General features: G+C 68.2%; 18 protein-coding genes. 15 read left to right on the plus strand and 3 right to left on the minus strand.

The genetic code is table 11. From position 1 onward, the window contains the following. Positions 1-20: 20 nt before the first annotated feature. Positions 21-662, minus strand: a complete 642-nt coding sequence (locus J2X65_RS12390; RefSeq protein ID WP_310201365.1) for a nitroreductase — start codon at positions 660-662, stop codon at positions 21-23. 283 nt (positions 663-945) lie between these two features. Between J2X65_RS12390 and J2X65_RS12395 the strand changes: the two genes are divergently transcribed. Both J2X65_RS12395 and J2X65_RS12400 read left to right on the plus strand, forming a co-directional pair. Next, positions 946-1266: a GNAT family N-acetyltransferase gene (locus tag J2X65_RS12395; RefSeq protein ID WP_310201366.1), complete on the plus strand. Its 321-nt coding sequence runs from the start codon at positions 946-948 to the stop codon at positions 1264-1266. Between the two features lie 160 nt (positions 1267-1426). Then, on the plus strand, positions 1427-4333 hold the full coding sequence (locus J2X65_RS12400) for a DNA translocase FtsK (protein WP_310201368.1): 2907 nt from the start codon (positions 1427-1429) through the stop codon (positions 4331-4333). A 105-nt stretch (positions 4334-4438) separates the two neighbouring features. Here J2X65_RS12400 and J2X65_RS12405 read toward each other — a convergent pair whose 3' ends face one another. Then, positions 4439-4633, minus strand: coding sequence for a hypothetical protein (locus tag J2X65_RS12405; RefSeq protein ID WP_310201370.1), 195 nt, complete (start codon positions 4631-4633; stop codon positions 4439-4441). Positions 4634-4867: 234 nt separating this feature from the next. Between J2X65_RS12405 and J2X65_RS12410 the strand changes: the two genes are divergently transcribed. The 6 genes from J2X65_RS12410 to J2X65_RS12435 all read left to right on the plus strand — a co-directional run bounded on the left by J2X65_RS12410 (position 4868) and on the right by J2X65_RS12435 (position 9884). Continuing rightward, the gene (locus J2X65_RS12410; protein WP_310201372.1) at positions 4868-6325 is read left to right on the plus strand and encodes an NAD-dependent succinate-semialdehyde dehydrogenase; all 1458 of its coding nucleotides are present in this window, start codon (positions 4868-4870) and stop codon (positions 6323-6325) included. A 96-nt stretch (positions 6326-6421) separates the two neighbouring features. Beyond that, the gene (locus J2X65_RS12415; RefSeq protein ID WP_310201374.1) at positions 6422-7258 is read left to right on the plus strand and encodes an EamA family transporter; all 837 of its coding nucleotides are present in this window, start codon (positions 6422-6424) and stop codon (positions 7256-7258) included. Positions 7259-7307: 49 nt separating this feature from the next. Next, positions 7308-8642 (plus strand): AAA family ATPase, encoded by a 1335-nt coding sequence (locus J2X65_RS12420; protein WP_310201376.1) that lies wholly within the window; start codon positions 7308-7310, stop codon positions 8640-8642. A 119-nt stretch (positions 8643-8761) separates the two neighbouring features. Further along, entirely contained in the window at positions 8762-8908 is a 147-nt protein-coding gene (locus J2X65_RS12425) for a hypothetical protein (RefSeq protein ID WP_310201377.1), read from the plus strand. A 105-nt stretch (positions 8909-9013) separates the two neighbouring features. Then, the gene (locus J2X65_RS12430) at positions 9014-9463 is read left to right on the plus strand and encodes an Rrf2 family transcriptional regulator (RefSeq protein WP_310201379.1); all 450 of its coding nucleotides are present in this window, start codon (positions 9014-9016) and stop codon (positions 9461-9463) included. 46 nt (positions 9464-9509) lie between these two features. Beyond that, on the plus strand, positions 9510-9884 hold the full coding sequence (locus tag J2X65_RS12435; protein ID WP_404977701.1) for a methylglyoxal synthase: 375 nt from the start codon (positions 9510-9512) through the stop codon (positions 9882-9884). 330 nt (positions 9885-10214) lie between these two features. On the opposite strand, the gene J2X65_RS12440 is transcribed toward J2X65_RS12435, so the two are convergent. Further along, the gene (locus tag J2X65_RS12440; RefSeq protein ID WP_310201384.1) at positions 10215-11420 is read right to left on the minus strand and encodes an acyl-CoA dehydrogenase; all 1206 of its coding nucleotides are present in this window, start codon (positions 11418-11420) and stop codon (positions 10215-10217) included. Positions 11421-11666: 246 nt separating this feature from the next. On the opposite strand from J2X65_RS12440, the gene J2X65_RS12445 reads away from it, so the two are divergent. The 7 genes from J2X65_RS12445 (at position 11667) to J2X65_RS12475 (ending at position 19346) form a co-directional block, all read left to right on the plus strand. Further along, positions 11667-13265 carry an ABC transporter substrate-binding protein gene (locus J2X65_RS12445; RefSeq protein WP_310201385.1) on the plus strand — a complete coding sequence of 533 codons (1599 nt, stop codon included), beginning with the start codon at positions 11667-11669 and terminating at the stop codon, positions 13263-13265. 378 nt (positions 13266-13643) lie between these two features. Further along, positions 13644-14654, plus strand: coding sequence for an ABC transporter permease subunit (locus tag J2X65_RS12450; protein ID WP_310201387.1), 1011 nt, complete (start codon positions 13644-13646; stop codon positions 14652-14654). Further along, entirely contained in the window at positions 14647-15591 is a 945-nt protein-coding gene (locus J2X65_RS12455) for an ABC transporter permease subunit (RefSeq protein WP_310201389.1), read from the plus strand. Before J2X65_RS12450 ends, J2X65_RS12455 begins: the two co-directional genes overlap by 8 nt. A gap of 3 nt (positions 15592-15594) precedes the next feature. After that, positions 15595-16593, plus strand: coding sequence for an ABC transporter ATP-binding protein (locus J2X65_RS12460; RefSeq protein ID WP_310201391.1), 999 nt, complete (start codon positions 15595-15597; stop codon positions 16591-16593). Continuing rightward, positions 16590-17564: a dipeptide ABC transporter ATP-binding protein gene (locus tag J2X65_RS12465; RefSeq protein ID WP_310201393.1), complete on the plus strand. Its 975-nt coding sequence runs from the start codon at positions 16590-16592 to the stop codon at positions 17562-17564. Before J2X65_RS12460 ends, J2X65_RS12465 begins: the two co-directional genes overlap by 4 nt. A gap of 20 nt (positions 17565-17584) precedes the next feature. Beyond that, a complete protein-coding gene (gene metC / locus J2X65_RS12470; protein WP_310201394.1) occupies positions 17585-18748 on the plus strand; it encodes a cystathionine beta-lyase in 1164 nt (387 codons plus the stop codon). Between the two features lie 112 nt (positions 18749-18860). Beyond that, positions 18861-19346, plus strand: coding sequence for an N-acetyltransferase (locus J2X65_RS12475; RefSeq protein ID WP_310201396.1), 486 nt, complete (start codon positions 18861-18863; stop codon positions 19344-19346). The last annotated feature ends 104 nt before the right edge of the window (positions 19347-19450 follow it).

Raw genomic sequence — 19450 nt, forward strand, 5'->3', positions numbered from 1 at the left:
CGAGGCTCACCGACGCGGCCTCATGGCGCCGGCGGCGTCCAGAAGGCGGTCAGCGCCTCCACATCCGGCCGAGGCCGCTCGGGCGGCACGTTCGTGGCCGTTCCGACATGGATGATGCCGGCGATCCGTTCCCCTTCTCCGGCGCCGATCAAAGCGGCGGCGGCGGGATGGGTCGCCGCCCATCCGGTCACCCACATCGCCCCGAAGCCCGATGCCTGCGCCGCATGCAGCAGGTTCATGCACACCGCGCCGGCGGAAAGCTCCTGCTCGAACAGCGGGATGGCGCAGGCGCGATCGGGACGGCTGATCACCACTACCGCCATCGGCGCCGAAAGAAACAGCCGCTCCATGATGCCGGCGAATTTTTCCCGCTTCGCTGCGTCCATCTGCGGGTTGGCGGCGCGATAGAGCGGCGCCAGGCCGCGCCCCAGTTGCGCCCGCGCCTCTCCGGCGATCACCACGAAGCGCCAGGGCTCGCGCAGGCCGTGGTCGGGCACCCGCGCCGCCAGGGTGAGCATCTGCCGCAACTGCCTATCCGAGGGAGCCGGCGCGGCCAGCGCCGCCGCCGGCACCGAGCGACGGCGTGCCATGGCCTCGAGCAGGTGTGGCGCCGACGGAAAGGCTGCGGTCTCGATGACGGATTCGGACGTGATGTCGGACATGGCAATCCTCCGGCCTGGCACCGCGGGAACCCCGGCCGTCCGCGGAGATTGACGACAGGTCCGGCATAGCCCAGCCCCGGGAGGTGGTCAAAAGATCGCCGATCGAATTTTACGCTCGCCCCTGCCGGTGGCACCATCGCAGCGGTCCGTGCAGGGGATTTTACCCCTCCAGTATCAAGCGGCGGCGTTGGCGAGGCGGTTTTGGTCGACAATATCCCATCGCGTGCCGCATGCTGGCACGGCAGATCCCCCAGAACGGGGCACAGCCTCCAAGGAGCATGACATGAGCATGAACGGCGAAATCCCGGTTCGCGACAACCGCGCCAAGGACCGATTCGAGATCGAGGTCGACGGGCATCTCGCCATCGCCCAATACATACTGGCCCCGGACCACATCATCTTCACCCACACCGAGGTCCCGGCGGAGCTCGGCGGCCGCGGCCTCGCCACGCGGCTGGTGGAGGCCGGCCTCGCCAGCGCGCGCGAGCGGCATTTGTCGGTCATACCGCGCTGCTCGGTGTTCGGCCGCTACATGATCAAGCACCCGGAGACGCACAATCTCATGGCGCCGGAAATCCGCGCCACGCTTGGCCTGCCGAGCTGAGCGCCTCACGGCGGCAGCGTTGCGCCGGCGCATCACCCGCTGGGGAAAGCGCCGGCCTCAAACGCTTCATTAACGCTGATCTTCTATGCCTAAGGCCAGTTGAGAGGCGGGCCGCCGATGGCGGTCCGTCACGGTTCCAGCGGCACAGGTTTGGCGGCTCATGCGTTTCCCGGATCGTCCTTCCGATCGGAATGGTTCCCCATCCACCGGCACCTCGGACGACGCTGCGCGCGCCGCGCGCCTGGTCTCCCGCGCCAATCACAAGCTGAACGCGCCGCCACCGCCGCAGGTGAAGAATCCGGCCGGCGGTCCCGGCTCCACCCTGCCGGCGCCTTCGCTCTATGCCAGTGCGCCGCTCGCCGAACCGCCCGGCCGCCCGGCCGCCCGGGCGATTTCCGCCGGCTATCCCGCCACCGGCATGCCGCGCGGACCGGCCGTCCCGCGGGATCCCGCGCCGCTGCGCGAGCCCGCCTATGCCGGCAACCCGACCCCGGCGGTGGCCCCCGGCCCGCGGGTGGTGATCCCGAGTTGGCTGCAGCCCTTCACCATGCCGCCCAATACCCGCTTCACCCGCACGCCGGATTACCTGCTGCGCCAGCCGCCGGCGGCGGAACCGGTGCTGCCGCCTCCGGCCACGACAGCTCCGACGGCCGCGCCGGTCGATGCCGCCGCGTCCACGGCAGCGCGCCCGCCGGCGCTGGTGGTGCCACCGCGCAAGCCGCCGGCCTCGCCCATTCTCCAGCCCGCGACCCCCAACAGCGCCCTCCCGGCGGCGCCCGTCACGGCGGCGCCCGAACCCGTCGCTGCCGCGCTTGGTGACGCCGCGCCGGTCGTCGCCGAGCCGAGCGTGCCGACGCCGGTGGTCACCGCGACCTTCACGCCCCAGGCCGGCCAACCGGACTCCATCCAGCGTATCGCCGGCCTGATCCAGCTCGGCTGGGCGGAGCCGCCGGTTGTGCCGGCGCATCAGGACATGGCGATCGACGCGCCGATGCTCCCGCCCATCCACGATGACGGCATCGTCCAGAACGGCCAGCCCCTTGCCTTCCAGGAAGAGGAAGCGCTGGCCGCCGAGGAGACCGATGGCGACCTCGACAGCATCGAAGAAATGCTCGCCGACAGCGACGAGGACGAGCATGAGGCGGAGGCCGGCTGGGACGAGGAAGACGTGGCAGAAGAAGACCCGGCCGAGGAAGAGGACGATCTCGACGACGAGGCGATGCAGCAACTTGCCGTGGACGAGCCCGCCTTCCCCATCTCCGCCGAGACGGTGATCGTCGAAAGCACGCCGGTCGAGGAGTTGCTGGTCGCCGTGGCGGCGGAGCCGGATCTCACTGCGGCCTTCGATGCGCCCTATGCCTTGGGCGGCGCCGCCGTCACCTTCTCCTGGCCGGCCTTCGCCATCGCCGCCTCGGCGCCCGCCCCGGCTGCGGAACGCCCGACCCCGCTCGCCGCGCCCCAGCCCGCCCCGGCGCCTGAACGCCGTGCTACGCCGGCCGCACGCCCGGCTCCGGTGCCGGCGGCGCTGCCCGTGCGCGCCGGCTATGAGCTGCCGCCGCTCGAACTGCTCACCGAACCGCCGGAAGTCGAGCCGGATTATGAGCTCTCGGAGGAATTCCTCGAGCGCAATTCGGTGAAGCTGCAGCAGGTGCTGCACGATTTCGGCGTGCGCGGCGAGATCATCGACGCCAATCCCGGCCCGGTGGTGACGCTCTATGAGCTGGAGCCGGCGCCCGGCATCAAGTCGAGCCGCGTCATCGGCCTGTCCGCCGACATCTCGCGCTCGATGAGCGCGATCTCCGCCCGCGTCGCGGTGGTGGAGGGCCGCAACGTCATCGGCATCGAGTTGCCCAACCAGCGCCGCGAGACGGTGTGGCTGCGCGAGATGCTCTCCAGCCACGAGTTCGAGGCCGCCAAGGCCAAGCTCGGCATCGGGCTCGGCAAGACCATCGGCGGCGAACCGGTGATCGTCGATCTCGCCAAGATGCCGCATCTGCTGGTCGCCGGCACCACCGGCTCCGGCAAGTCGGTCGCCATCAACACCATGATCCTGAGCCTGCTCTACCGGCACCGCCCGGACCAGTGCCGGCTGATCATGATCGATCCGAAGATGCTGGAACTCTCCGTCTATGAGGGCATCCCTCACCTCCTCACCCCCGTCGTCACCGACCCGAAGAAGGCGATCGTCGCGCTCAAATGGGCGGTGCGCGAGATGGAGGAGCGCTACAAGAAGATGAGCCGCCTCGGCGTCCGCAACATCGACGGCTTCAACGCGCGGGTGGCGGAGGCTGCGGCCAAGGGCGAGATCATCACCCGCACGATCCAGAAGGGCTTCGACCGCGAGACCGGCGAGATGATCGAGGAGGAGGAGATCATGGATCTTTCGCCCCTCCCCTATATCGTCATCGTCGTCGACGAGATGGCCGACCTGATGATGGTCGCCGGCAAGGACATCGAGGGCGCCATCCAGCGCCTCGCCCAGATGGCCCGCGCCGCCGGCATCCACCTGATCATGGCCACCCAGCGCCCGAGCGTCGACGTCATCACCGGCACCATCAAGGCCAACTTCCCGACCCGCATCTCCTTCCAGGTGACGAGCAAGATCGATTCGCGGACCATCCTCGGCGAGATGGGCGCCGAGCAGCTGCTCGGCCAGGGCGACATGCTCTACATGGCCGGCGGCGGGCGCATCTCGCGCGTGCACGGGCCGTTCGTCTCCGACCAGGAGGTGGAGCGCGTGGTCGAACACCTGAAGGCGCAGGGCCGGCCTGATTACCTCGATGAGGTCACCGCCGAGGACGACGAGGACGCCGCCCCGCCGGCCGGCGATGTCGCGGTGTTCGATGCCAGCGCGATGGGATCGGATACGGGCGATCTCTACGATCAGGCGGTGGCGGTGGTGATGCGCGACCGCAAGGCCTCGACCAGCTACATCCAGCGCCGGCTGCAGATCGGCTACAACCGCGCCGCCTCGATCATGGAGCGGATGGAGAATGAAGGCCTCGTCGGCCCGGCCAACCATGCCGGCAAGCGCGAGATCATTTCCGACGCTCGCTCGGGCCACTGACGCCGAGCTCGACGGATCCTGCAGCAAACGGCCCCGGCCTCTCCAAGCCGGGGCCGTTTTTCGTTTCGAGCTGACGCGGGAAGCGGCTTGCTCGCGACCGAGCCGCTAGCCTCCGAACATCGCCGCCTCGCTCCACACGGTAAGCACCGCGCCCATCAGCAGGGCCGCACCGGCGAGCATCAGCGCCGCGCCCCAGCTGCGCTGCCACCAGCGCCTGTCGCGCGGGTCAATCGCGGGCCGATCCTGCGCTGGCTGGCCATCGGTCTGCGCAAAGCGTTGATTGGTCTGGTCGCGGTTCATGGAGCCCCGATATGCCGGTGGATGGAGCGCCGGGCCGGGCCCGTCTCCGGCCAACGCCCGCCGCCGGCCATTGTTCCCGTTCTTGGATCAACCGCTTCGCGTAAATCTCGGATCCAATCGCGCCTTGAGCCCTTCCAACCGGGCGGCCGGGCGATTAGGTGTGGATTACCGCAACGCCCCGTAGCCCGCTTTCGGGCACTCCTCACGTCGGCGCCTTTTTTCCAAGAGGTTTCCATGTCCACCGTCTCCTATCCCGATGTCCTCCTGTTCATCGACGGCGTCTGGCGCGAAGGTTCGCGCCATAACGGTGCCGCCGCCAGCCAGCCCATCGTCGATCCGGCGACGGAAGAGGTCATCGGCACCCTCGCCCATGCCTCGATCGCCGATCTCGACGATGCGCTGGCGGCGGCCGAGAAGGGTTTTGCGGTGTGGAAGCGCGTGTCGGCATATGAGCGCTACAAGATCATGCGCAAGGCGGCCGAGATCCTGCGCGAGCGCGCCGAGGACATTTCGCGCATCATGACCATCGAGCAGGGCAAGCCGCTCGCCGAGGCACGCATCGAGACGCTGGCCGCCGCCGACATCATCGACTGGTTCGCCGAGGAGGGCCGTCGCCAGTATGGCCGTGTCATCGCCCCCCGCGCGGAAAACATCCATCAGGAGGTGATCCGCGAGCCTGTCGGCGTCGTCGCCGCCTTCACGCCGTGGAACTTCCCGATCAACCAGGCGGTGCGCAAGGCCTCCGCCGCGCTCGCCGCTGGCTGCTCGATCATCCTCAAGGGGCCGGAAGACACCCCCGCCTCCTGCGCCGCGCTGTTCAAGGCCTATCAGGATGCCGGCGTGCCGGCGGGCGTGGTCAACCTGGTCTTCGGCGTGCCGGCGGAGATCTCCAACTACCTCATCCCGCACCCGATCGTGAAGAAGATCACCTTCACCGGCTCCACCGTGGTCGGCAAGCAACTCGCCGCGCTCGCCGGTGCGCATATGAAGCGCGTCACCATGGAGCTCGGCGGCCATGCGCCGGCGGTGGTGTTCGAGGATGCCGATCTCGATCACGCGGTGAAGCTGCTCTCCGGCGCCAAGTTCCGCAATGCCGGCCAGGTCTGCGTGTCGCCCACCCGCTTCCTGGTCCATGAGAATCTCTACAGCAAGTTCGTCGATGGCTTCACCGAGGCAGTGAAGGGCATGAAGGTCGGCAACGGGCTCGAGGATGGCGTGCGCATGGGCCCGCTGGTCAATGCCCGCCGCGTCGACGCCATGGAGTCGCTCACTGCCGACGCGGTGCAGAAGGGCGCGACGCTGCGCACCGGCGGCGCACGCATCGGCAACAAGGGCTATTTCTTCGAGCCGACCGTGCTCACTGACCTGCCGCCGGATGCGCGCATCCTAAACGAGGAGCCCTTCGGCCCGCTGGTGCCGATCCAGCCCTTCACCTCGACCGAGGCGGTGATCGCGGAAGCCAACCGCCTCCCCTACGGCCTCGCGGCCTATGCCTACACCACTTCCTCGCGCACCGCCGAGGAGTTCTCGCGCCGGGTCGAGAGCGGCATGATCTCGATCAACCATCACGGCCTCGCCCTGCCCGAGGTGCCGTTCGGCGGCATCAAGGATTCCGGCTATGGCTCGGAAGGCGGCACCGAGGCGATGGAAGCCTATGTGAACACCAAGTTCGTCACCCGCCTCGCCGTGTGACGCAACTGTCATAAAAACTCGGCGGCGGGCGCGGAATCGTCTATCACCTGCCCGCCGTTCCAGCGGGGCCGGCCTTTTCCCGGCAGGCCTCCACTCATGGAACCCAGCGTCTTCCTGGCGGTCATCGCCGCCGCCGCGATGCATGCGGGCTGGAACGCCCTCCTGAAGATCCGGCTGGATCCGTTCATCGCCGTGGTGCTGATCACCGGCGCCTGCTCGGTCATCGCCCTGCCGATCGCGCTATGGATGGGGCCGCCGCCGGCCTATGTCTGGCCGTGGATCGCCGGCTCCATCGCCGTTCACCTCGTCTATTACCTGACCCTGACCGGTGCCTATCGCCGTGCCGATATGGGATTCGTCTATCCGGTGGCGCGCGGCGGCTCGCCGCTGATCACCACGTCGTTCTCGCTGGTCCTGCTCGGCGAGCCGATCGATGCCCAGGGCATTGCCGGCGTCGCGATTCTTGCGGCCGGCGTGCTGGCTATCGCCTGGCCGCGCAAGGGACATCTCGATGTCCGCGCCCTCGTCCTGGCCGGCAGCTGCGCCCTTTCCATCGCCGTCTACTCGATCATCGACGGCATGGGCGCCCGCACCACCGGCAGCCCGCACCTGTATTCCGCCTGGCTGTTCCTGATGGAAGGCCCCTGCGTGCTCGCCGTCGCGCTGCTCCGCCACCGGCCGGCGGCGCTGCGGCCGATGCTCGGCTTCCTCGGCCCCGGCGCCCTGGGCGGGGCGATGTCGCTCTCGGCCTATTGGATCACCATCTGGGCGATGACCAAGGCGCCGATCGGCCTCGTCTCGGCGGTCCGGGAATCGAGCGTGCTGTTCGCCGCGGTCATCGCGGTGTTCCTGCTGAAGGAGCCGCCCCGCCCGAGCCGGCTTGCCGGCGCCGCGCTGATCGTCGCCGGCCTCGTGCTCATCAAGCTGCACTAGCCGGGCCCGCCGATTTGGGCGCCGGCCGCAGCTGTGCTCAATTGCGCCCATGAACACGACCGCCACCGACAAGACCGCGATTCGCCCCACCGACATGGAGGTCGACTTCGCCCAGCCGCTTGCGACGCTGCGCCAGCAGGCGCCGGTGACCATGGTGCTGGGCGGCGCCGGCACCGGCAAGACCACCTTCCTGCACATGCTGCGCAAGCATGGCGGCTCCCGCCAGGTCTTCCTTGCTCCCACCGGAGTGGCGGCGCTGCAGCTCGGCGGCCAGACCATCCATTCCTTCTTCGGCCTGCCGCCCCGCCTCGTCGATCCTGACCAGGTCAAGCCGCGCTCGCCCAAGCGTACCCTGATGAAGAAGCTCGACCGCCTCGTCATCGACGAGGTGTCGATGGTGCGCGCCGACGTGCTCGACGCCGTCGACCGCTGCCTGCGCATCGCCCGAGGCCGGCCGGAGCCGTTCGGCGGCGTGCAGATCGTGCTGGTCGGGGATTTCCTGCAATTGCCGCCGGTGGTGCCGATGGCGGAGCGCGAGATCCTCAGCCATTTCGGCTATGAGGGACCATTCGCCTTCGATGCAAGGGTGCTGCGCGAGGTCGAGGTTGCCCGGCTGCCCTTCACCCGGGTCTGGCGCCAGTCGGACGTCGCCTTCGTGGAGCAGCTGGCCGCCCTGCGTTCCGGCCGCTTCGTGGCGGAAGCGGTGGCGGCGATCAACGAGGCCTGCTTCCGGCCGCATCGCGAAGGGCGCATCCCGGTGGTGCTCGCCCCGACCAATGCCCGCGTCGACGCCTATAATCGCCGCGGGCTGGAAGCCCTTGCCGATGGCGGCCGCATCTATGATGGCAGGAGCGAGGGCGAGTTCGACCTCGCCAATGACCGCCTCCCCGTCCCCGAAGCGCTGCTGCTGAAGACCGGCGCCCGGGTGATGACGGTGCGCAACGATCCGGAGAAGCAATGGGTCAACGGCTCGGTCGGCACCGTCATCGGCCTCGCGCCGGACCGAGCGTTCGTCCGGCTGGATTCCGGCGGCGTGGCCGAGATCGGGCGGGTCAGCTGGGAGCGCATCCGCTACGATTGGGACGAGGCCACGGGCAAGGTCGAGGCCAAGGTGGTCGGTACCTACACCCAGCTGCCGCTGGTGCCCGCCTGGGCCGTCACCGTGCATAAGGCGCAGGGCCTGACGCTGGAGGATGTGCGCATCGATTTCGATGCCGGCGCCTTCGCCGCCGGCCAGGCCTATGTCGCGCTGTCCCGTGCCCGCTCGCTGGAAGGGATGTCGCTGGTGCGCCCTCTGCGCGGCAGCGATATCCGCATCGACCGGCGCGTGGCCGCCTTCGCCTCGGCTTTCGAGACCGAAGCCGAGCTGTTTCCGGTTCGATGACGGCTTAAGCACATAAATACCACGTAAATAAAGAGCATCGGCAAAAATTCTCGTGATTATTCCGAATTCCCTCTTTACATAGTCCATGGTGTCCATAGACTATGCATGAAGAGGATTTCATGCGCCGTATCGTCCGTCATCGCCACACCCTGATGTTTGCACTCGCCTATGGCGCCATCGCCGCGGCGGTGTTGTTCGCGCATCCTGGTGCGGGCGAAGCGGAAGCCCCGGCGACGGCAATCGCGGCCTCCGTTGCGGCGCGCTGAGCGTCCCGCCCCCTTGCTTCCCCTTCAAAAAGCCGCTTGATCTATCATCTATGAAGAAATGCCGGGCGGGCGGATTCGCCCGGTCAATCGGGATTCATAGCGGCGATGTTGACCAACAAGGGCAAGTACGGGCTCAAGGCGATGCTGTTCCTCGCCGGCTTGCCCCAGGGCCAGAGTGCCATGGGGGCCGAGATCGCCTCGGCCAACAACATTCCGAAGAAGTTCCTCGACGCCATCCTGCTGGAATTGCGCAATGCCGGCATGCTGCGCTCCAAGAAGGGCCCCGGCGGTGGCTACGCGCTGTCGCGCCTGCCGAAGGAAATCCGCGTCGGCCACATCATCCGCACGTTGGACGGACCGCTGGCGCCGATCAACTGCGCCTCCAAAAGCGCCTATGTGCCGTGCCTGGACTGCCAGGATCTCAAGATCTGCGCGGTTCAGGTCACCATGAGCAAGGTGCGCGACGCGATGAGCGACATTCTCGACCGGATGACGCTGGAAGAGATGATGGCCTTCGCCCGCAATGCCGACGCCGACCTCATGTACCACATATGAGGTCTCGCCCGTGACCGCTCCGCCCGCCACCGGCCCGGCCGCCGGTCTGCTCGGCCTCGTTGCCCATGACAGCAAGAAGCACGATATGGTCACCTGGGCGGTGGAGCATCGCCAGGTTCTGTCGCGCTTCGACATCGTCGCCACCGGCACCACCGGCGGGCGCATTCTCGACGCCTGCCCGGAGTTGAGCCTCACCCGGCTGAAGAGCGGCCCGCTCGGCGGCGACCAGCAGATCGGCGCGCTCATTGCCGAGGGACGGGTGCGGGCGCTGGTGTTCCTGGTCGACCCGCTCACCGCCCAGCCGCACGATGTCGACGTCAAGGCACTGATGCGCGTCGCGCTGGTCTACGACATCCCGCTGGCACTCAACATCGCCAGCGCGGAAATGCTGATCGCCTCGCTGGAAAGCGACACGGGCTGAGGGCGGCTCTTTATCGCATCGCGGCCAGTCGGCCCGAACAAGGCGGAGCATCACCCTCTCCCCGACGGGGAGAGGGTTGGGGTGAGGGGTCTTCGACGCCTCCCGCCGGTGTCACCCCTCACCGACCCGCTACGCGGGCCACCTCTCCCCACCGGGCAGAGGGAAGCAAAGGGGTATCCTGAGATGCCGACGCCGCGGCCTGGATGTATCGCTTTTGAGAGCGTCCGGACCAACATCCTTCGAGGCCGGCCTCCGGCCGGGCGTCTCTGGGTGACGGCGCTTCGAACGGATCAGGATGCGGAATCACCTCGCAGGACCGGAACCCGCCCCTCAGAAGAACGCCTGTAGCCCGGTGATCGCCCGGCCGAGGATCAGCGCGTGGATGTCGTGCGTGCCCTCATAGGTGTTCACCGTCTCGAGGTTCACCATGTGGCGCATCACCGGGTATTCCGATGATATGCCGTTGCCGCCATGCATGTCGCGGGCGATGCGGGCCATGTCGAGCGCCTTGCCGCAATTGTTGCGCTTCAGCACCGAGATCGCCTCCGGCGACAGGCGTCCCTCGTCGAACAGCCGCCCGGCGCGCAGGGCAAGCTGGAGCCCCAGGGCGATTTCGGTCGCCATGTCGGCGAGCTTCTTCTGGATCAGCTGGTTGGCCGCCAGCGGGCGGCCGAACTGGTGGCGATCGAGCGTGTAGGATCGCGCCGCCGCATAGCACGCTTCCGCCGCCCCCATCGTGCCCCAGCCGATGCCGTAGCGGGCGCGGTTGAGGCAGCCGAACGGCCCTTTCAGCCCGGAGACATTCGGCAGCAACGCCTCCTCCGGCACCTCGACATCGTCCATCACGATCTCGCCGGTGATCGAGGCGCGCAGCGAGAGCTTGCCCTCGATCTTCGGAAAGCTCAGCCCCTTGGTGCCGCGCTCCAGCACGAAGCCGCGAATGGCATTGTCATGCGCGGCGGACTTCGCCCACACCACCGCGACATCGGCGATGGGCGCGTTGGTGATCCACATCTTGGCGCCCTTGAGCCGGTAGCCGCCGTCGATCTTCTCGGCGCGGGTGCGCATGCCGGAAGGATCGGAGCCGGCATCCGGCTCGGTCAGGCCGAAGCAGCCGACGATCTCGCCGGTGGCGAGCCGGGGCAGGTATTTCTGCTTCTGCGCCTCGCTGCCATAGGCGTGGATCGGGTGCATCACCAGCGAGGACTGCACGCTCATCGCCGAGCGATAGCCCGAATCGACCCGCTCGACCTCCCGCGCCACCAGACCATAGGCGACATAGCCCAGCCCGGCGCCGCCATATTCCTCGGGAATGGTCGGGCCGAGCAGGCCGAGCGCGCCCATCTCGCTCATGATCTCGCGGTCGAAGCGCTCCTCGCGATAGGCGGAAGCTACCCGCGGCATCAGATTTTCCTGGGCATAATCGCGCGCCGTGTCGCGCACCATGCGCTCCTCCTCGGTGAGCTGGCCGTCGAGGTCGAACGGATCCTCCCAGTCGAAGATCGCCTTGGGGGCGGCATGCGGCGCGGCGTTCATCCGTCTCGTCTCCCTGATAGGTGCGCGCCTCTCTCCGGCGCGGCGGCTCCCGTCTTACACCCGCGGGGCAGCGAGGCCCATAGTCGCCACCAAATGTCTAGACATACGACTTTTGTAGGGGCTCGGAGTCTTATTGCACAAGCGATCAAGGCGTGTTTGATTTCGCGTCATGGGTGCGACGAACTGGCAATAATCAGCCCGCGTGCAACGGGCTACCGCCGCACATCCGCATAAGGGGAACTCAACATGCCGGTATTGAATGCCAAACTGGCCGCTACGGCGGCCGTACTCGTGGCGCTGTCCGCGCCCGCCTACGCAGCCAAGACGCTCGTCTATTGCTCGGAGGGCAGCCCCGAGAACTTCACGCCGGCCCTCAACACCACCGGCACCAGCTTCGACGCCGCCCGCCCGGTCTACAACCAGCTCGTCGAGTTCGAGCGCGGCACCACCAAGGTGGTACCCGGCCTCGCCGAGAGCTGGACGGTCTCCGACGACGGCAAGGAGATCACCTTCAAGCTCCGCAAGGGGGTGAAGTGGCACGCCGGCGTCAACGGCTTCACGCCGACCCGCGATTTCAACGCCGACGACGTGCTGTTCTCGTTCGAGCGCCAGTGGAAGCCAGAGAACCCGTACCACAAGGTCACCGGCGGCGCGTATGACTACTTCAACGACATGAGCATGCCCGACCTGCTCAAGTCGATCGACAAGGTGGACGACTACACGGTGAAGTTCACCCTCACCGAGCCGAATTCGCCGATGCTGGCCAACCTCGCCATGGACTTCGGCACCATCATGTCGAAGGAATATGCCGACTTCCTGCTCAAGAAGGGCACGCCCGAGCAGTTCGACCAGATCCCGGTCGGCACCGGCCCGTTCTCCTTCGTGAACTACCAGAAGGACGCGGTGATCCGCTACAAGGCCAACCCGGCCTATTTCGAGGGCAAGCCGGCGCTGGACAACCTCGTCTTCGCCATCACCCCGGACCCGACCGCCCGCTACGCCAAGGTGAAGAAGGGCGAGTGCCATGTGATGATCGCGCCGAACCCGGCCGACATCGCGGCGATGAAGACCGATCCGGCGCTGAACCTGCTGTCGCAGCCGGGCCTCAACATCGCCTATCTGTCCTTCAACACCCAGAAGCCGCCCTTCGACAAGAAGGAGGTCCGCCAGGCCTTCAACATGGCGATCGACAAGGCGGCGATCATCAAGGACGTGTACCAGGGCGCCGGGCAGGCGGCGATCAACCCGATCCCGCCGACCATCTGGTCCTACAACACCGCGGTGAAGGACTATCCGTTCGATCCGGCCAAGGCCAAGTCGATGCTCGAGGCCGCCGGCGTGAAGACCCCGCTCGACATCGACCTGTGGTGGATGCCGGTGCAGCGCCCCTACAACCCCAACGCCAAGCGCATCGCCGAGATGATGCAGTCGGACCTCGCCAAGGTCGGCGTCAATGCGAAGCTGGTGTCCTATGAGTGGGGCGAGTACCGCAAGCGCCTGCAGCAGGGCGAGCACATGACCGGCCAGCTCGGCTGGACCGGCGACAATGGCGATCCGGATAACTTCTTCTTCCTGCTCGGCTGCGCCGCCGCCCGTCCGGGCGGGCAGAACCTCGCCAAGTGGTGCAACAAGGACTTCGACGACCTCATCAACAAGGCGAAGACCATCTCGGACGTCGCCGAGCGCACCAAGCTCTACGAGCAGGCGCAGGTCATCGTGAAGGAAGATGCGCCCTGGTTCACCATCGCCCACTCGGTGGTCTACGAGCCGACCCGCAAGGAAGTCGTCGACTACAAGGTGAGCCCCTTCGGCCGCCACGAGTTCTACGGCGTCGACCTGAAGTGACGTGATGCCGGTGCCGGCGGAGGGAGCGCTCCGCCGGCACCGTGCTTTTTCGAAACGCCGCGATCGTGCCGATGCGCTAGAGCAGGCGCCGTGAAAGTCGGCGGGCTCCCGCGTTTCGCCGTGTTCAAGCTTGCCGGGTTCACGCCCGTTTTCCGTCGGTGAGGTCACGGCTCACACGGGAAAGGGCGATGGAGCCCATCGCCATCCGGACCGGATGGCCCGCTCGGCGTCGATTTACGCCGTCCCAGTGATTGCGCGCGCTGCGCGTCAGTGTCCCGTCCGTGACGTGACGACCTCAGATCCGCCACCCGCCGCGTCCCGTGGCTCCTCAAGGAGCGGGCCGCTCCGGATGTGGCGCATCGCAAGCCCGGGATATCGATGTTCCGCTTTTTCATCCGCCGCGTCGCCCTGACGCTGCCGACCTTCGTGGCGCTGATGTTCGTCACCTTCGTGGCGGTGCGCCTCGTGCCCGGCGATCCGATCGAGGCCCGCACCGGTGAGCGCGGCATCGCCCCCGAGCGCCTCGCCATGCTGCGCCACGAGCTCGGCCTCGACCGGCCGGTGTGGCAACAGTTCCTCGATTACGCCAATGGCATCGTGCATGGCGATTTCGGCGTCTCCATCGTCACCAAGACGCCGGTGCTGCACGAATTCGCCATCCTGTTCCCGGCGACGCTGGAACTCACTCTGTGCGGCCTGATCTTCGCCATCGTGCTCGGCGTTCCCGCCGGCGTCATCGCGGCGGTGAAGCGCGGCAGCTTCTTCGATCATTCGGTGATGACGGTGGCGCTCACCGGTTATTCCATGCCGATCTTCTGGTGGGGCCTGCTGCTCATCATGTTCATGTCGGAATATCTCGGGCTCACCCCGGTCTCCGGCCGCATGGACCTGATCAACTACTATTTCGAGCCGGTGACGGGCTTCATGCTGATCGACAGCCTCTTGTCGGATCAGGAGGGCGCCTTCGGCTCGGCGGTGGCGCATCTCATCCTGCCCTCCATCGTGCTCGGCACCATTCCGCTGGCGGTGATCGCCCGCATGACCCGCTCCTCCATGCTGGAGGTGCTGGGCGAGGACTATGTGCGCACCGCCCGCGCCAAGGGGCTGTCGCCGCTGCGGGTGGTCGGCCTGCACGCTCTGCGCAACGCGCTGATCCCGGTGGTCACCGTCATCGGGCTGCAGACCGGCACGCTGCTCGCCGGCGCGGTGCTCACCGAGACCATCTTCGCCTGGCCCGGCGTCGGCAAATGGCTGATCGAGTCGATCGCCCGCCGCGACTATCCGGCGCTGCAGGGTGGGATCATGCTGATCTCCGGCATCGTCATCCTCGTCAACCTCATCGTCGACCTCACCTATGTCGCGATCAACCCGAGGATCCGTCATGGTTGACCAGCCCTCGGCCGACGCCCCGCTGCCCGGCGAAACCATCCTGCCGGACGGCGCCATCATCGAGACGGTGCCGCCGGCGCCATCCTCGCTGCGCGCCTTCTGGTCCGCCTTCAGCGAGAACCGCGGCGCGGTGCTCGGCCTGACGGTGGTGGCGTTCATCGCCTTCCTGGCGCTGTTCGCGCCATGGGTGGCGCCGCATTCCCCCATCGAGCAGTTCCGCCAGTTCGTACAGCAGCCTCCCGTCTGGGCCGGCGGCACCTGGCAGTTCCCGTTCGGCACCGATGCGGTCGGCCGCGACATCCTCTCGCGGCTGATCTATGGCGCGCGCATCTCGCTCGGCATCGGCCTGTCGGTGATGCTGGTGTCGGTGGCGCTCGGCATCGTGCTCGGCCTCGCCAGCGCCTTCCTGCGCGGCGTCGTCGAGGTGGTGGTGATGCGGGTGATGGATCTGGTGGTGGCCATCCCCAGCCTGGTGCTGGCCATCCTGGTGGTGGCGGTGCTGGGGCCGAGCCTCGTCAACACCATCATCGCTGTCACGGTGGTGTATCTGCCGCGCTATGTGCGGCTGGTGCGCGCCGCCGCCATCGCCGAGCTGTCGAAGGAATATGTCGTCGCCGCCCGCGTCGCCGGCGTCGGCAAGCTCCGGCTGATGTTCGTCACCGTGCTGCCGAACTGTCTGGCGCCGCTGATCGTGCAGGCGGCGCTCGGCATCTCCGATGCGATCCTGGAAGCCGCGGCGCTCGGCTTCCTCGGCCTCGGCGCCCAGCCGCCGATCCCGGAATGGGGGGCGATGCTGGCGGACAGCCGCGAGTTCATCCGCGCCGCGCCGTGGATCGTCACCCTTCCCGGCCTTGCCATCCTCGTCACCGTGGTAGCGATCAACCTGATGGGCGACGGCCTGCGCGACGCGCTCGACCCCAAGCTGCGCCGGAGCTGAGCCATGAGTCTTCTCTCCATCCGCAATCTCTCGGTCACCTTCGCCACCGGCCGCGGCCCGTTCCGCGCGGTGGACAAGGTCGATCTCGACGTCGCCGCCGGCGAGCTCGTCGCCATTGTCGGCGAGAGCGGCTCCGGCAAGTCGGTGGCCATGCTGGCGGTCATGGGCCTGCTGCCCTGGACCGCCACCGTGACGGCCGACCGGCTCAGCTTCGACGGCAAGGATCTGCTTGCCCTGTCGCCGCGCGACCGCCGCAGGATCATCGGCCGCGACCTGGCGATGATCTTCCAGGAGCCGATGTCCAGCCTCAATCCGTGCTTCACCATCGGCTTCCAGCTGCGCGAGGCGATGGCGACGCATCTCGACCTCGACAAGGCCGCCCGTCAGGCCCGCGCCGTCGAGCTTCTGGAGCTGGTCGGAATCCCCGAGCCGGAGCGGCGGCTCAAAGCCTTCCCGCACCAGCTCTCCGGCGGCATGAGCCAGCGGGTGATGATCGCCATGGCGCTGGCCTGCCGGCCGAAGCTCATCATCGCCGACGAGCCTACCACCGCGCTCGACGTCACCATCCAGGCGCAGATCCTCGACCTCCTGCTGCGCCTGCAGAAGGACAGCGGCGTCGGCCTGGTGCTGATCACCCACGACATGGGGGTGGTGGCGGAGACGGCGCAGCGGGTCTGCGTCCATTATGCCGGCCAGCAGGTAGAGATGCAGCCGACGCGCGGCCTGTTCCGCGACCCCCACCATCCCTACACCTCGGCGCTGCTGGCGGCGCTGCCGGAGCGGGCGAGCGGGCGCATCCTGCCCTCCATTCCCGGCGTGGTGCCGGGCCTCGCCGACCGCCCGGCCGGCTGCCTGTTCTCGCCGCGGTGCCGCTTCGCCACCCAAACCTGCCGCACCGTGCCGCCGCCGCGCGCGGGCGCCGAGCTCGGCTATGCGCTGTGCCACACGCCGCTGGTCGACGGCCACCCGCGCGGCCTGAAGAAACTGGAGGTGCCGGCATGACCAACGCAGCCAAGCGGGCGGTGATGGAGGCCGTGGACCTCGCCCAGTCCTACGAGGTCTCGCGCGGTCTGCTCGCCAAGTCGGCGACGGTGAAGGCGGTGGCCGGCATCAGCTTCGCGCTGGCGCCGCGCAGCACCCTGGCGGTGGTCGGGGAGAGCGGCTCCGGCAAGTCGACGCTGGCCCGCATGCTGACCATGATCGAGACGCCCGGCACCGGCGCGCTGCTCATCGACGATGTCGACGTCGCCGGCATCGATGCGGCCACCCGCCGCCGCTATCGCGGCGAGGTGCAGATGATCTTCCAGAACCCCTATGGCTCGCTCAATCCGCGCCAAACCATCGGCGCCGCCATCGAGGAGCCGCTGCTGGTCAATACCAAGCTGTCTGCCGCCGAGCGGCGCGAGCGGGCCATCGACATGATGCAGCGGGTCGGCCTGCGCCCCGAGCATCACGGCCGCTACCCCCACATGTTCTCCGGCGGCCAGCGCCAGCGCATCGCCATCGCGCGCGCGCTGGTGCTGCGGCCGAAGATCCTGGTGCTGGACGAGCCGGTCTCGGCGCTCGACGTCTCGGTGCGGGCGCAGGTGCTGAACCTGCTGGTGGAGCTCCAGGAAAGCCTCGGCGTCGCCTATGTCTTCGTCTCGCACGATCTCGGCGTCGTCCGCCACATGGCCGACGAGGTGATGGTGATGTATCTCGGCCGGGCGGTGGAGCACGGCCCGCGCGACGCCATCTTCGACGATCCCAAGCACCCCTATACGCGGGCGCTGATGTCGGCGACCCCGGTCGCCGATCCGGAGGCGAAGAAGGAGCGCATCGTGCTGGAGGGCGAGCTGCCCTCCCCCTTCGACCCGCCGACGGGATGCGCCTTCAACCCGCGCTGCCCGCTGGCCTTCGACCGCTGCCGCCGCGAGGCGCCGCCGCTGGAGCTCAAGGCCGGCCGGCTGGTCGCCTGCTGGGCGGTGGAATGAGGGGGCCGGAAGGCAGGGCCATGCGGGATGCCACGCGCTGCGTCCATCCTCCCGCGGTGTCGCAGGAGGGCTATGCCAGCCTGACGGTTCCGGTGCATCGGGCCTCGACCATCGTCTATCCGGATGGCGAGGCCTTCCTGCGCCGGGCCGAGCGCGGGGTGGACGGCTACACCTACGGCCTGCACGGCACGCCGACCACGCGCACGCTGGCCGAGCAGCTCACCCGGCTGCATGGCGGCGCCCGCACCGTCATCGTGCCCTCCGGCCAGGCCGCCATCTCCATGGTGATGCTCACCGTGCTGACGCCGGGCGACCGGGTGCTGATTCCGGACAATGCCTATCCGCCGGTGCACACGCTGTGCGCCCAGCATCTCGCCCCCCGCGGCATCGACGTCGCCGTCTATGATCCGCTGATCGGCGCCGGCCTCGCCGGTCTCATCGACGAGCGCACCCGCTTGATCTGGATCGAGGCGCCCGGCTCCGGCACCATGGAAGTGGCGGACGTGCCCGCACTCGTCGCGGCAGCCAAGGCGCGCGGGGTGCTGGTGGGCTGCGACAACACCTGGGCGACGCCGCTGCTGTTCAAACCCCTTGCCCATGGCGCCGATTTCGCCTGCGAGGCGCTGACCAAATATGTTGGCGGCCATTCCGACCTGCTGCTCGGCTCGATCACCGTCGCCGATGTCGCGCTGCACCGGCGACTGCGCCAGACCCTGTCGGCGCTCGGCATCGGCGTGTCGCCGGACGAATGCTCGCTCGCCCTGCGGGGGATGGAGACCATGGCGGTGCGCCTCGCCCATTCCGGGCGGGTGGCGGAGGATTTCGCCCGCCGCCTCGCCGGCATGCCACAGGTCGCGACCGTGCTGCACCCCGCGCTCCCCTCCTGCCCCGGCCATGCCGCCTTCATGCGCGACTTCAAGGGCGCCTCAGGCGTCTTCAGCGTCGTCCTGAGGCCGGCGAGCGCGCCGAACCTCGCCGCCGCGCTGTCGGTGCTGAAGGTTTTCGCCATCGGCGCTTCCTGGGGCGGCACGCATAGCCTGATCGCACCGATGGAGATCGCTCCGCGGCGCAATGGCGGGCCATGGCACGACGCCGGCCGCCTCATCCGCCTCAGCATCGGCCTCGAGGATCCGGACGAGCTGTGGGAGGATCTTTCAGCCCTGCTCGCCCGGCTGGACCGCTAGAGCATTTCCGGTGAACACCGGTTCGCCGGAAATACTCTAGCCTATTGTTTTAATGCGTTTTCTTCCCGCGAAGTGGAATCCACTTCGCTCGAAAACGCTCCAGGAGGCTCCCATGCTCATCCGCGATGAACGGCCCGGCGAGGCGGCGGCGATCCACGCCCTGGTGCGCGATGCTTTCGACGGCCCGGACGAAGCCAATCTGGTCAACCGCCTGCGTGCGGCGGGCGACGCGATCCTCTCCCTCGTCGCGGAAGAGGACGGCGAGATCGTCGGCCAGATCCTGCTGTCGCCGATCGCCGCCGCCTTCCCGGCGCTGGCGCTCGCCCCGCTGGTGGTCGGGCCGGATTATCGCGCCCACGGCATTGGCGGCGCGCTGGTTCGCCACGCCATCGAGCGTGCCGGAGCGATGGGCTGGCGGGCCATCTTCGTGCTCGGCGATCCCGCCTATTACCAGCGCTTCGGTTTCTCCGCCGAAGCGGCAGCCGGCTTCGCCTCGCCCTATGCCGGCCCGCATCTGATGGTGCTGCCGCTCGGCGGCGACTTGCCGGCCACGCATGGCACGCTGCGCCATGCGCCGGCTTTCGCCGGGCTAGGATAGTCCCGCGGCCTTCTCCCCGCATTGGCGCGCCTCTTCGACCCATGCTCGGCCGGCACGCGGCCCCGGCGAGCCGATGTCCGCCGGCTCTGGCACTGGCACGCCGA

The organism is Ancylobacter sp. 3268, from assembly GCF_031456575.1.
GTDB lineage: Bacteria > Pseudomonadota > Alphaproteobacteria > Rhizobiales > Xanthobacteraceae > Ancylobacter.

Bases quoted from the DNA above. Each gene is read 5' to 3' on its own strand.
- J2X65_RS12390 (WP_310201365.1), bottom strand. From the start codon at position 662: ATGTCCGACATCACGTCCGAATCCGTCATCGAGACCGCAGCCTTTCCG.
- J2X65_RS12395 (WP_310201366.1), top strand. From the start codon at position 946: ATGAGCATGAACGGCGAAATCCCGGTTCGCGACAACCGCGCCAAGGAC.
- J2X65_RS12400 (WP_310201368.1), top strand. From the start codon at position 1,427: ATGCGTTTCCCGGATCGTCCTTCCGATCGGAATGGTTCCCCATCCACC.
- J2X65_RS12405 (WP_310201370.1), bottom strand. From the start codon at position 4,633: ATGAACCGCGACCAGACCAATCAACGCTTTGCGCAGACCGATGGCCAG.
- J2X65_RS12410 (WP_310201372.1), top strand. From the start codon at position 4,868: ATGTCCACCGTCTCCTATCCCGATGTCCTCCTGTTCATCGACGGCGTC.
- J2X65_RS12415 (WP_310201374.1), top strand. From the start codon at position 6,422: ATGGAACCCAGCGTCTTCCTGGCGGTCATCGCCGCCGCCGCGATGCAT.
- J2X65_RS12420 (WP_310201376.1), top strand. From the start codon at position 7,308: ATGAACACGACCGCCACCGACAAGACCGCGATTCGCCCCACCGACATG.
- J2X65_RS12425 (WP_310201377.1), top strand. From the start codon at position 8,762: ATGCGCCGTATCGTCCGTCATCGCCACACCCTGATGTTTGCACTCGCC.
- J2X65_RS12430 (WP_310201379.1), top strand. From the start codon at position 9,014: ATGTTGACCAACAAGGGCAAGTACGGGCTCAAGGCGATGCTGTTCCTC.
- J2X65_RS12440 (WP_310201384.1), bottom strand. From the start codon at position 11,420: ATGAACGCCGCGCCGCATGCCGCCCCCAAGGCGATCTTCGACTGGGAG.
- J2X65_RS12445 (WP_310201385.1), top strand. From the start codon at position 11,667: ATGCCGGTATTGAATGCCAAACTGGCCGCTACGGCGGCCGTACTCGTG.
- J2X65_RS12450 (WP_310201387.1), top strand. From the start codon at position 13,644: ATGTTCCGCTTTTTCATCCGCCGCGTCGCCCTGACGCTGCCGACCTTC.
- J2X65_RS12455 (WP_310201389.1), top strand. From the start codon at position 14,647: ATGGTTGACCAGCCCTCGGCCGACGCCCCGCTGCCCGGCGAAACCATC.
- J2X65_RS12460 (WP_310201391.1), top strand. From the start codon at position 15,595: ATGAGTCTTCTCTCCATCCGCAATCTCTCGGTCACCTTCGCCACCGGC.
- J2X65_RS12465 (WP_310201393.1), top strand. From the start codon at position 16,590: ATGACCAACGCAGCCAAGCGGGCGGTGATGGAGGCCGTGGACCTCGCC.
- metC (WP_310201394.1), top strand. From the start codon at position 17,585: ATGCGGGATGCCACGCGCTGCGTCCATCCTCCCGCGGTGTCGCAGGAG.
- J2X65_RS12475 (WP_310201396.1), top strand. From the start codon at position 18,861: ATGCTCATCCGCGATGAACGGCCCGGCGAGGCGGCGGCGATCCACGCC.